Genomic DNA, 16,402 nt, shown 5'->3' with positions numbered 1-16,402 from the left:
CAGGCCGTCGCCAACGAGGATACTATGTCTAAAATAACCGTTTCTACTCTCAATAAAATGAAAGCAGAGCAACAAAAAATCACCGCATTAACAGCCTATGACGCCAGCTTTGCTAAGTTATTTCACGATAACGACGTTGACGTTATTCTAGTAGGTGATTCATTAGGGATGGTTTTGCAAGGCGGTGACGATACGCTAGGTGTTACTAACCAGGATATTGCTTATCATACTCGCAGTGTACGCGCTGGTAGCCGAGATTTATTTGTTATTGCTGATATGCCATTTATGACCTACTCAAACCCTGAACAGAGCTGTAAAAATGCAGCTGAGTTAATGCGTGCTGGTGCAAATATGGTAAAGCTAGAAGGCGGTGAGTGGTTATACGACTCAATTGTTGCTCTTACTCAACAAGGTATTCCTGTGTGTGGGCATTTAGGTTTAACACCACAATCAGTCCATGTTTTTGGTGGCTTTAAAATTCAAGGCCGTAGCGATGAACAAGCACAAAAAATGATTCATGATGCTAAAGCGCTTGAAGCAGCTGGTGCGCAAATGGTTGTACTTGAGTGCATCCCTTCTGAACTTGCAAAATTGATTACTGACGCACTATCTATCCCGACGATTGGTATTGGTGCAGGTAAATTAACTGACGGTCAAATTTTAGTTATGCATGACTTAGTAGGCATATCAGCGGGTTACATTCCAAAATTTTCTAAAAACTTTTTACTCGAAACTGGCAATATGCCAGATGCCGTTAAAAAGTATTGTGCCGATGTTAAAAACGGTGCATTTCCAAGTACAGAACACGAGTTTAAATAATGCAGGCAATCACTGAAATAAAATCACTACGTAGTCAAATTAAAGCATGGCGACAGGCCGGGTTAAGCGTTGCATTAGTGCCAACGATGGGCAATTTGCACCAAGGTCATTTTTCACTCGTTGAAAAAGCCAAAAATATGGCCGATAAAGTGGTCGTGAGCATTTTTGTTAATCCTATGCAGTTTGGTGTAAATGAAGATTTAGATAATTACCCTCGCACACTTACAGCAGATAAACAGGGACTTGCAGAGCTTGGAACCGACATCGTATTTACACCGAGTGTTGAGGCAATTTATCCAAACGGCTTAGGCGCACAAAGCTTTGTTGATGTACCTGACATATCTATGGGTTATTGCGGGGGTTCTCGCCCGGGTCACTTTCGCGGTGTGGCAACGGTTGTCACTAAGCTATTTAACTTAGTGCAGCCTGACTTTGCCTGTTTTGGTGAAAAAGACTTCCAACAATTGCAAGTTATTAAGACCATGACTCGTGATTTATCAATTCCTGTTGAAGTAATTGGTGTCGCAACAAGTCGTGAAGTATCAGGGCTTGCCATGAGCTCGCGTAACGGTTATTTGTCTGCTGAACAAAAAGAAACTGCGACCATATTATTTAAAACACTTAACTGGTGTGCAGAACAGCTTACCAATGGTGAACGTGATTTTATTAGCGTTTGTGAGCAAGCAAAGCAACAATTGCAAGATGGCGGACTAAAACCAGATTACTTTGAAATAGCACAGCGAGACACCTTAATAAAAGCTACACTTAACGATAATAATCTAGTGATTTTAACTGCGGCTTATTTAGGTAGCGTTAGGTTAATCGATAACCTGCAAGTTGATATTACATAACAATAATTAGGGATAAGAATGAATTCATTAATAAAGTTATCAAGCGTTGCTGTGTTCGTTACTCTTTTTTCTGGTTGCCAAAACCAAATTGAGAATCCCGAAATGCAACAATGTGCCCAGCAAAACTATCAATGCGAAGTCAATTGTGAGCAACAAAGTACAGGCGAAGGCTTAGTTCATAAAGTCTGCAGCACAAAATGCATTGAAGCGTATAACCAATGCAAGACAAACGCAGAAGCGTTAGGAAATGTTAGATAACCAATTATACCAATCGACTTAAATATTTAACCATTCTAGCGGGCTAAATAAAGCGCTAACAGCGTTAGTAATTTTTCAAGTAGTAACAACTACATGTCAAAATTTCTGCCTTGTTATCACTGTATTTACCTGTCGCTATAAGTAGTCTGTAACTTAACACGATTGGTATTATCTATTTTTCAATATAAAAAAACCGCGCAATGTACATTACGCGGTTTTTTATTAACTTTTATGTTTTAGGGCTTAAAGAAGACCTAGCTTTTTAAGCTCGCTCATCGCCATTTTTCCAGAAAGTGGCACATAACCATCTTTCTCTACAATTTTTTGACCATCTTGTGATAACACCATTTTTAAGAACTCAGCTTCAATAGGAGCAAGTGGCTTATTCGGATGCTTGTTCACATAAACATATAAGAAACGAGACAGCGGATACTTACCTGTTGCTACATTCTCAAGTGTTGCATCAACAAAGTTATCGCCTTTCTTCGCCAGTGGTACAGTACGTACACCAGATGTTTTATAACCGATACCTGAGTAACCAATTGCATTTACTGATGACGAAATTGACTGTACAACAGATGCAGAACCTGGTTGCTCATTTACATTGTTGCGGAAATCGCCTTTACACAATGCTTTCTTTTTAAAGTAACCGTAAGTACCCGATACTGAATTACGTCCGTAAAGTTGGATATCTTTAGCAGCCCAATCACCAACAAGACCCACGTCACTCCAACGATTTACTTGTGAACTTGCGCCACATTTACGTGTTGAAGAGAAGATTGCATCTACTTGATCAATACGTAAACCTTCAATTGGATTATCTTTATGAACAAAGACTGCCAATGCGTCGATAGCAACGCGTACTTCTGTTGGTTTATAACCGTAGCGTTTTTCAAACGCTTCGATTTCTTTTGACTTCATTTTTCGGCTCATTGGGCCAAAGTTTGCGGTTCCTTCAGTCAAGGCTGGTGGCGCAGTTGAAGAACCCGCAGCTTGAATCTGAATGTTTACATTTGGGTAGATACGTTTGTATTCTTCTGCCCAAAAAGTCATCATGTTGGCAAGTGTATCAGAGCCCACAGATGAAAAGTTACCTGAAATACCACTGGTTTTTTGATACTCAGGAATACTTGAATCTACAGCCATAGCTTGTGCAGATACAAAAGTTGTTACAGCCACACCCATTGCGGCAACTAAATTTTTAAATTTCATAGGGGTTACTCCGATTTGTTCGTCCCATTTTCTAACTGTGCTCTACTGTAAAGACATCACATGACAGTTAGATTACTCTAAAATGACAATTTTATGACTTATCTAAATTGGCTAATAAAACCGTTTTATCCTTATTAAAGGAAAATGAAAAGCACGACCCCTCGCCTAATTTACTCTTAATTTTCAATTGGCTATCATGACGTGTTAATACATGTTTAGTGATCGCTAAACCTAAACCAGATCCTCCGGTAGTGCGGCTACGTGCTTTATCAACCCGATAAAAACGCTCGGTTAAACGGTTAATATGCTCTGGGGCAATACCATCACCGTTATCAATTACAGAAAAATGGGCTTGGTTTTCTGTGTACTGCCAACTAACTGTAACTTTCCCACCAGCTTTAGTGTAATGAATAGCATTAAATACCAAATTTGAGAACGCGCTGCGAAGCTCTTCTTCTGAACCTTTAATATCAAGGTTAGTGTCTATATCAAAAATTAATTCATGCCCTTTGTCTTGATTAAGTGACTGTGCCTCTGTTTGGATATAAGTGAGTAACTGTGGCACATTAATTGGCTTATCGTTATCTTGGCGTCTGGCGCCTTCAATTCGTGATAAAGACAATAGCTGATTGACTAAACTATCCATGCGCTTACATTGTTCAAGCATGGTATTTTGTGCTTTACACCACATTGCCGGCGGCGGCATCATATCGCCATCAAACATTTCTAAATAACCAGATACAACGGTTAAAGGCGTTCTCAGTTCGTGGGATACATTCGCGACAAAATCTTTGCGCATTTGCTCAAGTTGCTTCAAGCGAGTAACGTCACGCACAACAACCATTAACTGCGAGCTGGCGTAAGGCATCACCCTAAATTCTAAGACTTGCTCAACACTGTGACCACTTTCTAATTCCAACGCTTCATCAAACGACTCAGCATGCATATATTTTACAAACTTAGGATCGCGAACAAGGTTATCTAATCGCTGACCATGATCTGTCGGCCACTGTAAACCAAGTACTTTAAGTGCTAATTGATTACACCACACAATGCTTAGGTCACGTTGTAATACGATTACAGCATCGGGGACTGCTTCTGCACCATCACGAAAACGACGAATTAAATCAGCCAACTCATTTCGTTTTTTACGATTACGATGTTGAAGATGGTAAATCCCTTCAAATACTTGCTCCCATGCACCTTCCCCCTCTGGCGGATTAAAACTACGTTGATTCAATAGCCAATCACTCAGTCGATATAATTGATGATAATGCCAAATCAGTAATGAAAAAGAGCCTAAAAATAAAAGCAAAAATGGCGCACCAATAAGCACGCCAATTAATAATAAAGGTAGAAAATAGATAAACAGACGTTTAGCTAACGCCTGTTTATTGACAACTCGATACATACACTCACTTTACCTTAGAGTAAGTAAATTTAAGCCAATGTTAACATTCGCTAGGTCATCTGTGTGACACTTACAATTTACTAGAAAAACGATAACCTGCACCACGTACAGTTTGTACTAAACGATCATGTCCAAGCGGTGCGATAGCTTTGCGCAGGCGACGAATATGCACGTCTACCGTTCTATCTTCAACATAGACATTAGTCCCCCATACATTATCTAATAATTGCTCTCGGCTATAGACACGCTCTGGATGAGTCATAAAAAAATGTAGTAAACGGAACTCGGTTGGTCCCATGTCAAGTTCACTACCTTCTGAGGTTACACGATGCGAGATAGGGTCTAGACGTAAACCATGCACTTCTATGGCCTCTTCTAATGAGGTAGGCGATACACGACGAATAACCGCTTTAATACGTGCCATTAACTCTTTTGGCGAAAATGGTTTGGTAACATAATCATCTGCCCCCACTTCAAGACCGCGTACTTTGTCTTCTTCTTCACCGCGCGCTGTGAGCATAATGATCGGGATTTGGCGGGTATATTCGCTTTGTTTGAATTTTTTAGCAATTTGAATTCCACTTCCGCCTGGTAACATCCAATCCAGTAATACCATATCTGGATAAGGTTCAACCATAGCTGCAATAGCCGAATCATAATCTTCTGCTTCAATTGCTTGAAAACCATTTTGTTCTAATACAAAAACCAACATCTCTCTGATGGGTGCTTCGTCATCGACGACAAGTACTTTACGTGACATTCCAATTTATCTCTTTCGTTATCGAACTAGTTTTCATTATTATGACTAAGTATGACATTTTTATGAAAGTGTAACGTGTAAATCGAAATGGGGGCAAAAAAAATACTATTTACCCTATATTAGGTCCAAATTAATTGGATATTCTTATATTTCCTAAAAAATTATAAAGCCCGTAACTATATTCTTATTTTTATTATATGGACCGACTACTGTAAAATCGCTTTTTAGTCGGCCATTATTGGTCTAATTTTATTGTTAAATCACAGCAAAACTATAAATTTAAAAATCATACCTTAATGTTAGCGCTAAGTGATCTTGGTTATTTTTGCCATCTAACGAAAACTGCGTATACCACATATACATACGTATTTTCTTAGACACACTACGTTCGATCCCAACGGAAGCACCAGTACCCGAATCTTTTAATTTTCCAAATATACCGTCATTATCTTGATACTGAGCTAATAATTTATATTTATCTATTTTATAAGAGGCACTGACTAGGTAACCTTCTGCACTAATATCTGTATCAATATTTTTAGCCTCTTGATACATAGCACCAAGCACTAATGGGCCTACTTTTCCCTGCACTGTTACTCTGCTAATATCATATCCTGCGACTTTACTGTCATGCGCGACACTTACATAATATGCTGTTTTCTTGAGCTTACTGTCGCCATAAACAGCAGCCATTGATATCCCAGTCTCATCATTTTGCTTTTCGTTTTTATCTGCAACATAGGTAACAATCAACTGCAATTCACCTAACTTCGGTGAACTATAATGCATCACATCACCTAGGCGGTTATCGCCATTAAAGAATGACTTTAGATCACCGCTAAAATCATTCATTACATCTAATTTACCCTGTGATACTTTTAGTGCAGTATCATGACGACCTATTACAACTTGTCCAAAGTTACCTTTAAGCCCCACATATTGATTTCGAGACGTTAGGGTATCCGCGTTATTATCAATATTTACAGCAAACTCAAATTTATAAACGGCCTCTAAATTTTTGCCTATTTGTGTATAGCCTTTGACACCAAGTCGGGATGAATAATTTTCTATAGAGGTTTCATTACCTTGCCCTATATCGCTATTTAATAAACCTAAATGAGCTCGACCATAGATTTTAATTGGCTCTGCCAATATACATGATGAAAATATCACCGTAATAATACAAAAAAGTCGTAAAAAGCATAGAGCCATAATTGGATCCCTTTAAATTCACTTATGTAAAAGTCGTCTATAAATGCTTATTGGTCAAATGAATGGATCATTTACACCCAACTAGATCTGTAATAAATAGGTTGGGATCATTATTTTACCTACACATTACGATCTGAGATCGTATTTTTACCAATGACATTTCATAAGTTGTTGATAATTAGTACTACACATCTTCAATTAGATTGTTTTATAAGCGAAAACGCCCATTATTCTTTAACTCCTTAGTAAAGATCTGATCCCAAACAACTAAAGTTAGTAAATGAATGATCCCTACTTTATTAGTTAGTAAAAAATCGATCCCCAATGATCAGCCACAAAAAAGCCAGTGAGGCTTCCCTCACTGGCTAATGTAATTTTAACTTAATAATTACATTACTTTATTTGTGGATCTAACTCACCCGTTAAATACTTAAGGTGCATTTCATCAAGTGAAATTGGTTTGATCTTATCAGCTTGCCCTGCAGTGCCAAACGACTCATAACGTGCAATACAAATATCTGTCATTGCTTTGGTCGCTTCAGCTAAATATTTGCGAGGATCAAAATTGGCTGGATTAAGTGCAAGGTGGCGACGAATCGCACCTGTTGATGCTAAACGTAAATCGGTATCAATATTCACTTTACGAACACCAAACTTAATACCTTCAATGATTTGCTCAACTGGCACACCATATGTTTCAGGGATTTCGCCACCGTACTGGTTGATGATCTCAAGCCATTCTTGTGGAACAGACGACGAACCATGCATAACCAAGTGAGTATTAGGGATACGTGCGTGGATCGCTTTAATACGATCAATCGCTAAAATATCATCCGTTGGTGGGCGAGTGAATTTGTATGCACCATGCGATGTACCGCAAGCAATTGCAAGTGCATCGACGTGCGTTTTACTTACAAAGTCAGCAGCTTCTTCAGGATCTGTTAGCATTTGCTCTGTGGTCAGTTTACCTTCAGCGCCAACACCGTCTTCTTCGCCCGCTTCACCTGTTTCAAGTGAACCTAATACACCTAGCTCGCCTTCAACTGACACACCACATGAATGCGCTAGTTCAACTGTTTTACGTGTTACATCAACATTGTACTCATATGATGATGGTGTTTTGCCATCACTCATTAATGAGCCATCCATCATTACTGATGAAAAACCTAATTGAATTGAACGTTGGCAAACGCCTGGTGAAGTACCGTGATCTTGGTGCATGACGACTGGGATATGTGGCCACTCTTCAATGGCAGCTAAAATCATATGACGAATAAAAGGTGCCCCAGCATAGGCACGTGCGCCTGCTGAACCTTGAACAATTACAGGGCTGTTTGTTTTATCAGCCGCCATCATAATTGCGCGGATTTGCTCTTGGTTATTAACGTTAAAAGCAGGCACGCCGTAACCGTGTTCAGCTGCATGGTCAAGAAGTTGTCGCATACTGATTAAAGCCATTGGGTATTCTCCAAATTGTCGATAGCAGTGCATACACTACTACCTAGTTCGAACGGGATAGTTTAATTTGATGCAATCAATACATCACGATAAGCAAGGCTTAGCCAAAATTACCGTTATACAAATCAGCTATTAAATTAGGGTGAGAGGTATTTAATATCTGATCATCGCCAGTGTACAAACCTAAGTTAATACACTGGCCCGTGACTAATTTTACTTAGCACGCTCTTCTAGCATAGCAACTGCTGGTAATTTTTTCCCTTCTAAAAACTCAAGGAAAGCACCGCCACCGGTTGAAATATACGAAATTTTATCGCCAATACCATATTTATCAATCGCCGCTAACGTATCACCGCCACCAGCAATAGAAAATGCATTTGAGTTAGCAATCGCTTGAGCAATTGCACGTGTACCGTTACCAAATTGATCAAATTCAAATACACCAACTGGGCCATTCCACACCACGGTACCTGCATTAGCAATAATTTTTGCAAGTTTATTAGCCGTATCAGGGCCAATATCAAAAATCATATCGGTGTCAGTTACTTCGCTAACATCTTTTAATGTTGCAACCGCAGACTCTGAAAATTCATTACCAACAACGACATCAGTAGGTACCGGTATTTCACCATTATTACTTTTTGCTGCTGCACTTAATTTATTCGCTTCGTCAATTAAGTCAGCTTCATATAATGATTTACCAACTGGATAACCTGCTGCTGCAATAAAAGTATTAGCAATACCACCACCAGTAACCAATTGGTCAACAATGGTGGACAGTGAATCAAGTACCGTTAATTTAGTTGATACTTTAGATCCACCAACAATTGCTACAAGTGGACGAGCTGGATTATCAAGCGCTTTGCCTAATGCATCTAATTCAGCCGCTAATAATGGACCTGCACAGGCCACATCTGCGAATAAACCAACGCCATGGGTAGACGCTTGAGCACGGTGAGCCGTACCAAATGCATCCATAACATATACATCACATAACGCCGCTAACTTTTTAGAAAGTACTTCGTCGTTTTTGCCTTCGCCTTTATTAAAGCGTACATTTTCAAAAACGATGACTTCGTTATCAGCAATTTCAACACCGTTTAAATAATCTTTTTCAAGACGCACGTTTTGCTCTAGTGCTTCATTAAGATAATCAACAACTGGTGCTAATGAAAACGCTTCATCATGTTCCCCTTCCGTAGGGCGGCCTAGGTGTGACATAACCATCACTTTAGCGCCTTTTTCAAGGGCTAATTTAATGCTCGGTAGTGCTGCACGAATACGCGCATCTGAGGTCACTTTACCTGCTTTTACTGGTACATTTAAATCTTCACGAATTAACACACGTTTGCCGTGTAAATCTAAATCCGCCATATTTATGACCGACATGGACTTCTCCTTAGTTAACGATACTGGCTGAAAAAATACGATTTATAATTATAAATTAGTTACTTATTGCCATCATTGTACGCGCAGTGTCGAGCATACGATTGGCAAACCCCCACTCATTGTCACACCAGACTAATAATTTTATCAGGCGTTTATGACTAACGCGTGTCTGTGTGCCATCTATAATACAAGAATGCGGATCATGATTAAAATCCACCGATACCAATGGCTCTTCGGTATAACTTAAAATCCCCTCGAGTCGATCCTTTGCCGCTGCTTTTAATGCTTTATTTACAGCTTGTAAGTCGACATCTGCGTTGACCGTTACACTTAAATCCATCGCCGTTACATTAATTGTAGGAACGCGCACTGCAATGGCTTCAAAGCGGCCATGAAATTTAGGTAATATGCGTTCAATACCACGAGCAAGTTTAGTATCAACTGGAATAATTGACTGGCTCGCAGCGCGAGTACGGCGTAAATCGTGATGGTACGCATCAATCACTTGTTGGTCGTTCATCGATGCATGAATAGTCGTGATAGCGCCTGACTCTATACCAAACGCATCATCAAGTACCTTAATAACGGGTACAATACAATTTGTGGTACATGAACCATTTGAGACAATTGTATGCTCAGTTTTAAGTTCATCATCATTAATGCCATAAACAATAGTTGCATCAACGTCTGCGTCTGCAGGCTGTGAAAATAATACTTTTTTTGCACCTGCATTTAAGTGCAATTGGGCATGCTCTCGAGAGTGATAAACCCCAGTACATTCAAGTACAACGTCAACATCAAGTAATTGCCAAGGTAATTCACTTGGGTTTTGCTCAGCAAATAACGATATGGTATCGCCAGCAACCGTCAGCGAATCTTCCCCTAAAATAACAGGAAACGTAAAACGCCCGTGCGATGTATCATATTTAAGAAGATGAGCAATCCCGTGGGGATCTGCGAGCTCATTGATTGCAACAATTTTGATCTCATCGCTAAGCCCTAATTCATAAAGGGCACGGACAATATTTCGTCCAATCCGACCAAAACCATTTATTGCAAGTTTGATTGCCATTAGATAGAAAATCCACTCTAGTTGCGTGCAGATAAAGGCAACCTGCCTTTTTGATGGCGGTATTGTAATCGACCTAGACTTTGAATATAAGAGGCTAACAGCAGAAATTTAAAATTAACCTGCTATGGCTAGCCCGATTTTCTAGGAAAGCTAAATTATTTAACGCTTAAATAGCTTGCGTACCAAACTACCTGTTAATAAAGAAACAAACATAATCACAATACAATAAATCACTAACATACCTGATGACGTTGCCAGCTCTATTACTTGCTCATTTTCACCCATACATAAGTTGGTTTTATGATCAATCGCGCCACCGCTGTCTAAACAACGATCCACCAACAAAAAACCGTGTAACCACCAAACGGAAAATAAACTGACTAACACACCAACTAAAGAGGGCACTAAATTATTTTTCATAGGATAAACCTAACAACAGATTGAATTACAGCGCGCTACAATAGCAAACTTAAAACCGAATAACCGCACTAACAAAGCCTGATTTTTACACTTTTAAATTAGTACTTAAAGCCTTGTTTGAACACATATTTACCAGCTATTCATCTAATGTAAACATACCTAATCCAGTAAACTGTATGCTTGCTGACTAAGGGATTAATTTATAACAATTCTCTTAATTTTAGTACCTGCCCACGACTAATCTGATGACACTGCGCTAACAATAATTCGGCGGTTGCCATAGCGTCAGTCAATGCATGATGACAGGTGTAATGGGGTAACTCATAACGCTCCCTACAGGCACTTAAGGTTAATTCATCCAAAGCAATATCGTGACCTTGTTGATGTAAGCGTTTTTTTTCGATCTGAAAAGTGTCTAGAATTAACTTTGGTTGCACCGTTATACCCAACTCAGCATATGCGAGCTTTAAAAACCCCCAATCGAGCGTGGAATTATGAAACACTAAAATAGCATCTTCAAAATGTGCACTTAGCTGAGTCAAAATCATTTTTAAGCTCAGTCCTTTAGCGATATCTTGCTGTGCAATACCGTGATAAACAGGACTTTGATCTAACTGCTTTACACCTTTATTAATATGATGCTCTGCTTGACTTAGCTTAATACATTGCTGCTCGAGCCTTACCCACGCAACCGAGACGATTTCATGTTGTTTAGGATCAAGCCCCGTTAACTCTAAATCAATTACAATAAAACGTTGCTCAAGTGCAGCCTGTGCAAGCAACTGTTTACGTTTCAAATAGCGATTTAACCAACGTTTAACCACTTAGCTTTTGATCCTACTTATTATAAATTGCATTTATAAACTTCCTCGCGCAAATTTAAATGCCGCCGCTTGCTGCGCCTGCTTCACCAAGTAAAACGCCTCTTTGAGTTGGTGACGCTCCAACGAATTTAGCTTATCTGGGTTAATACAATTACTCGGCAAACCCTCTTCATTAATTTGTGTGCGTAAGCGAAGTTGCGTTAAAAATCGCCAGCAATCTTTAAGGTTATACACATCGTGATTACTCAATAATGTATGTTTAAGTAACGCATCTAGACGCTCTTGGGTATTTGCACGGCGAATACCCGCTTTTAATGAATATAAACGCACTATGTCATTAATAATCACCACGCCGCGTTTTTTCAAATCAATGTACTTATGTTGTTTAGCGTCTTTTTCGAGTTTAAATTGATTAAACAAACCGATTGGTACTGAATTAGATTTGATATCCGTCGCCATCGCGGCATAAAACAATTCATTGCGTGATATGCGCGTAAGCTGCTCGCAAAACGAGGCATAAAGCGCCGTTGAGCCTTCAATAAAGCGTAAATCAAAAAATATTTTACAGTTAAGCATCGCCTCAGGTGTTGGGGTTTTAATCCACTTGAAAAAACGCTCACACCAATTAGAAATACTCATACGGCATAATTCATTGCTAGCCATAATATTTCCTGGGCAACGTTTAATACCGCACTCCACTAATTGCTCGCACACAAACTCCCCCATACGGCGAAAGTAATCTTGATGCTGGGCACTTAAATCATTGGGTAATAATAAGCCGTTGTCTTGATCTGAATGCAACGTTTGCTCTTCGCGTGCTTGGGAGCCAAAACAAATAAAACTAAAACTGGTTGGTGCTGCACCATTGTCTTCTTGAAATAAGTGAATTAAACGAGAAGTGAGTGCGTCAGTTAAACCACTTAGTAATTTGCCAATCAATGAGATGTCGTCAATGTTATTAGAAAATCCACGCAGCAACTCTGGTACTTCAGCGGCGTAGCGCTTTAGATCTACCACACTGTGCGCTTTATAAATGCGGCCAATCAGTTGTACTGGATCACTTTTTTGCTGACGTAATAAATCGGTGCTGGTGATCATCCCCAATGCTTTATGATGTTCATCAAGTACTGGTAAATGGTGAATATTATGTTTAAGCATTAAATGCAGTGCCGAAAACACCCGATTATTCTCAAAAATAAACTTCGGTTTGGCGCTCATAATTGAGCTAACGGCATCTTTTGGATCAACCTCATCAGCTAGCACACGATTACGCAAATCACGATCCGTTACCACGCCAACTAAGCGTTCAAACTCAGTGATCATGATTGATGACACACCATGTTTTTTCATTTTTTTAGCTGTTTGGCGAATGCTCGCATCAGGCGCTAAAGTAACCGCCTTGCGCGACATTAACTCAGAAATTTTACGCTCAGACCAACTCTCATTTTGACTTTTATAATGCGATGACAACAAACGGTTCGCATGTGCGCGCACAAAATACTGCTCAAAGAGTTTATATTCGCGGCGTAGGTAATCAAAGGCGTCTTGATTGAGCATATAAACAATGCCCTCTTTTTGCACTGCCAAGCGATTTTTAATCTCCTCCCCTGTTAATAGAGAAGGAAAACCAAAATAATCGCCTTGTGCTAAGCGAGTGATCACATCTCCTTTAGCATCAACTAAATCATATAAGCCCGAACGAATTAAAAATAACTTAGGGGACGCTGACTGTAACCATTGCGATTGGTTTTCACGGGTCAGGTAAATCACATCAAGGTGCTTTACAAAATATTCTGTTACCGATGCATCTAGATGATTAAAGGGTGTTTGCGCCATTACAAATTGGGCGACTTCCTGTTGCTCATGATTCATAGCCGTACTCGCAAAAAACAATCGTATAACTACTGTACTGCTATCAGAAGTAAATAAAAAGCCCGACTTAAGTCGGGCTTTTTCATCTAACAAATAAAGACATTAAGATTATATTGCACAAACGTTAGATGCCTGCGGGCCTTTTTGACCTTGCTCAACTTCGTAAGACACTTTTTGGCCTTCAGCTAAGGTTTTGAAACCTTCAGATGCAATAGCACGAAAATGAACAAACACATCAGCGCCGCCATTATCCTGAGTAATAAAACCAAAACCTTTCTCTTCATTAAACCACTTTACTACCCCAGTTGTTGAGCTAGACATGCTGTATTCCTTTATATTTGATTAATAAAATTGACGCTGTATATCGTTTTTTACCCGATATCCTGAGTATTAATTAACGAATGCGGTACTGAAAATAATAAATTTAATATTTATCTGACTTTACGTCCCTGTAACAGTACCAACAGTGAAATGTAAATATGATATTAACAGGTACACATATATTGTAAACACATGCATTCCCCTTAATATAAAAAGCCCGATTTAAGTCGGGCTTTTGGGTATATCAATATACTCATTAATAAAGTAAATTATTAGTGATCGTGTGCTTCACTAGAGCCTTTCGGGTTACGAATACTTTCAACCATTTCTTGAATTTCAAGCGGCGTCTGTGCTGTAAATTTAAGAACGATTGCAGCAACTGCGAAGTTAATGATCATACCGACTAAACCAATACCTTCCGGTGAAATACCTAAGAACCAATGCTCTGGGCTATTAAGCTCTGGGCTGATGAACTTAAAGAAGATTATATAAGCAGCGGTAAAGGTAATACCTGTGATCATGCCTAATACAGCGCCTTCTTTATTCATCTTCTTAGAGAAAATACCCATGATGATTGCCGGGAAGAAACTTGCTGCAGCTAAGCCGAATGCAAATGCGACCACCGACGCCACAAATCCAGGCGGATTAATACCAAAGTAAGCGGATATTACAATCGCGATCATAGCCGCCAACCTCGCTGCGAGTAACTCTTGTTTATCGCTGATGTCTGGTTTTAAAGTTCGCTTGAGCAAATCATGCGATACGGAGGTCGAAATAACCAATAGTAAGCCTGCTGTTGTCGATAATGCAGCAGCAATACCACCGGCAGCCACTAACGCAACAACCCATGCTGGTAAATTAGCAATTTCAGGGTTAGCAAGTACCATGATGTCGCGGTCAACATTAACTTCGTTAGCGCTGTTTGGATCATCAATTTTACCAGCTGTGTAGAACATTTTGCCATCACCATTTTTATCGTTAAAGGTAATTAGGCCTGTTCTTTCCCAGTTTTTAATCCACGCCGGTGCTTCTGCGTATTCAGTACCGCCACCGTCTTTACCGTTAATCGTATCAACCATATTAACGCGGGCAAATGCTGCAACCGCTGGCGCTGTTGTATAAACAATTGCAATGAATACTAAAGTCCATGCAGCAGAGATACGCGTATCTTTAACACGAGGCACAGTGAAAAAACGTACAATGACATGTGGAAGACCCGCAGTACCCACCATTAAGGCACCTGTGATAGCAAATACATCAATCATGCTCTTAGAGCCTTCAGTGTACTGTGCAAAACCTAACTCAGCACTTAAGCCGTCAAGTTTATCAAGTACGTAAACACCATCACTACCAATTAGCGTTGCACCAAACCCTGTTTGTGGGAAGAAGTGACCTGTCATCATCATAGAGATAAAGATGGCTGGTACTAAGTAAGCAAATACCAATACACAATACTGTGCTACTTGCGTATACGTAATGCCTTTCATGCCGCCAAGTACAGCATAGAAGAATACGATAACCATACCAATGTATACGCCCGTTTCAATTTCAACTTCTAAGAAGCGAGAGAACACCACGCCTACACCGCGCATTTGGCCTGCTATATAGGTAAAACAAATAAAGATGGCACACAAAATAGCCACTAAGCGCGCTGTGCGTGAGTAGTAACGGTCACCGATAAAGTCTGGCACAGTAAATTTGCCGAATTTACGTAAATAAGGTGCTAAACACATGGCAAGTAGTACATAACCACCCGTCCAACCCATTAAGTAAACGCCGCCATCGTAACCGGCGAAAGAAATAATACCGGCCATTGAGATAAATGACGCAGCACTCATCCAATCCGCCGCTGTTGCCATACCATTAGCAAGTGGTGGTACGCCGCCGCCTGCTACATAAAATTCTTTTGTTGACCCTGCGCGGGCCCAAATTGCAATGCCGATATAAAGCGCGAAGCTTAAACCGACAATTATAAACGTGAGTGTTTGAACATCCATTACTTAGCTCCTATTCGTCTACGCCATATTTTTTATCTAACGTATTCATTTTGAAAACGTACACAAAAATCAAAGCCACAAAGGTGTAAATCGCGCCTTGCTGGGAGAACCAGAAGCCTAATTTAAACCCAAAAAAGCGTACTTCATTAAGTACATCAACCAGTAATATGCCAAACCCGAATGACACGACAAACCAAACCGCTAATAATTTAAACAGCAGTGAAATGTTTTCCGCCCAGTAAGCTTTTGCTTGTTCTTCATCTTTAAAAGCCATTTTTATTTCCTCTTTAACATCTGTAAAAAGTGATGTGTGTATTTTGTTTTCTTCGCTAACCAATTTAGCAACGCAGCCTTAACATTGAATTGAGACCATAGTCGTAACAATAAGTTAACGTTTACGTAAACTGTAAACACCCAGTTGTTAAAAAAAAGTAAAAGCCCTTTTTTATCAAAGTATTAACTATTTTATGGAATGATTTTAATTATTCACAAACGCTATATGGCAGATCTGCGACATTAGTCTAAT

16 protein-coding genes are annotated in these 16,402 nt (G+C 39.6%); 3 read left to right on the top strand and 13 right to left on the bottom strand.

The window, feature by feature from the left end:
- Positions 1–24: 24 nt before the first annotated feature.
- Genes panB through ACJJVX_RS08335 form a run of 3 tightly spaced genes read left to right on the top strand, consistent with a single transcriptional unit; the run spans position 25 to position 1,928 of the window.
- On the top strand, positions 25–819 hold the full coding sequence (gene panB, locus ACJJVX_RS08345; RefSeq protein ID WP_405631020.1) for a 3-methyl-2-oxobutanoate hydroxymethyltransferase: 795 nt from the start codon (positions 25–27) through the stop codon (positions 817–819).
- A complete protein-coding gene (panC, locus tag ACJJVX_RS08340) occupies positions 819–1,670 on the top strand; it encodes a pantoate--beta-alanine ligase (protein WP_054454896.1) in 852 nt (283 codons plus the stop codon). Before panB ends, panC begins: the two co-directional genes overlap by 1 nt.
- 18 nt (positions 1,671–1,688) lie before the next feature.
- Positions 1,689–1,928, top strand: coding sequence for a hypothetical protein (locus ACJJVX_RS08335; RefSeq protein ID WP_054204252.1), 240 nt, complete (start codon positions 1,689–1,691; stop codon positions 1,926–1,928).
- Between the two features lie 243 nt (positions 1,929–2,171).
- Here the strand turns inward: ACJJVX_RS08335 and ACJJVX_RS08330 are convergent, their stop codons facing one another.
- The 13 genes from ACJJVX_RS08330 to ACJJVX_RS08270 form a co-directional block, all read right to left on the bottom strand.
- Complete coding sequence (locus tag ACJJVX_RS08330) at positions 2,172–3,140, bottom strand: PstS family phosphate ABC transporter substrate-binding protein (RefSeq protein ID WP_054204253.1); 969 nt, start codon at positions 3,138–3,140, stop codon at positions 2,172–2,174.
- A 91-nt stretch (positions 3,141–3,231) separates the two neighbouring features.
- A complete protein-coding gene (phoR, locus tag ACJJVX_RS08325) occupies positions 3,232–4,551 on the bottom strand; it encodes a phosphate regulon sensor histidine kinase PhoR (protein WP_054204254.1) in 1,320 nt (439 codons plus the stop codon).
- A gap of 70 nt (positions 4,552–4,621) precedes the next feature.
- Positions 4,622–5,311: a phosphate regulon transcriptional regulator PhoB gene (gene phoB / locus ACJJVX_RS08320; protein ID WP_054204255.1), complete on the bottom strand. Its 690-nt coding sequence runs from the start codon at positions 5,309–5,311 to the stop codon at positions 4,622–4,624.
- Positions 5,312–5,590: 279 nt separating this feature from the next.
- A complete protein-coding gene (locus tag ACJJVX_RS08315) occupies positions 5,591–6,523 on the bottom strand; it encodes a porin (RefSeq protein ID WP_405631017.1) in 933 nt (310 codons plus the stop codon).
- 393 nt (positions 6,524–6,916) lie between these two features.
- Complete coding sequence (fba, locus tag ACJJVX_RS08310) at positions 6,917–7,981, bottom strand: class II fructose-bisphosphate aldolase (protein WP_054204257.1); 1,065 nt, start codon at positions 7,979–7,981, stop codon at positions 6,917–6,919.
- A 213-nt stretch (positions 7,982–8,194) separates the two neighbouring features.
- Complete coding sequence (locus ACJJVX_RS08305) at positions 8,195–9,370, bottom strand: phosphoglycerate kinase (RefSeq protein ID WP_054204258.1); 1,176 nt, start codon at positions 9,368–9,370, stop codon at positions 8,195–8,197.
- A gap of 55 nt (positions 9,371–9,425) precedes the next feature.
- Entirely contained in the window at positions 9,426–10,442 is a 1,017-nt protein-coding gene (gene epd / locus ACJJVX_RS08300) for an erythrose-4-phosphate dehydrogenase (RefSeq protein WP_405631014.1), read from the bottom strand.
- 159 nt (positions 10,443–10,601) lie between these two features.
- Complete coding sequence (locus ACJJVX_RS08295) at positions 10,602–10,862, bottom strand: hypothetical protein (protein ID WP_064435248.1); 261 nt, start codon at positions 10,860–10,862, stop codon at positions 10,602–10,604.
- 200 nt (positions 10,863–11,062) lie between these two features.
- Positions 11,063–11,686 (bottom strand): 3'-5' exonuclease, encoded by a 624-nt coding sequence (locus ACJJVX_RS08290; protein ID WP_342883279.1) that lies wholly within the window; start codon positions 11,684–11,686, stop codon positions 11,063–11,065.
- A gap of 33 nt (positions 11,687–11,719) precedes the next feature.
- On the bottom strand, positions 11,720–13,558 hold the full coding sequence (locus ACJJVX_RS08285) for a DUF294 nucleotidyltransferase-like domain-containing protein (RefSeq protein ID WP_405631010.1): 1,839 nt from the start codon (positions 13,556–13,558) through the stop codon (positions 11,720–11,722).
- A 108-nt stretch (positions 13,559–13,666) separates the two neighbouring features.
- Complete coding sequence (locus tag ACJJVX_RS08280; protein WP_054204262.1) at positions 13,667–13,879, bottom strand: cold-shock protein; 213 nt, start codon at positions 13,877–13,879, stop codon at positions 13,667–13,669.
- A gap of 272 nt (positions 13,880–14,151) precedes the next feature.
- Positions 14,152–15,876 carry a sodium:solute symporter family protein gene (locus ACJJVX_RS08275; protein WP_054204263.1) on the bottom strand — a complete coding sequence of 575 codons (1,725 nt, stop codon included), beginning with the start codon at positions 15,874–15,876 and terminating at the stop codon, positions 14,152–14,154.
- A 10-nt stretch (positions 15,877–15,886) separates the two neighbouring features.
- Positions 15,887–16,150, bottom strand: coding sequence for a DUF4212 domain-containing protein (locus tag ACJJVX_RS08270; protein ID WP_004586074.1), 264 nt, complete (start codon positions 16,148–16,150; stop codon positions 15,887–15,889).
- Between the last annotated feature and the right edge of the window lie 252 nt (positions 16,151–16,402).

This window comes from Pseudoalteromonas sp. Ld20 (genome assembly GCF_045064175.1).
GTDB classification, from domain to species: domain Bacteria; phylum Pseudomonadota; class Gammaproteobacteria; order Enterobacterales; family Alteromonadaceae; genus Pseudoalteromonas; species Pseudoalteromonas neustonica.
Note: the sequence above shows the minus strand (reverse complement) of the source record. Positions and strands in the feature narration are given on the sequence as shown.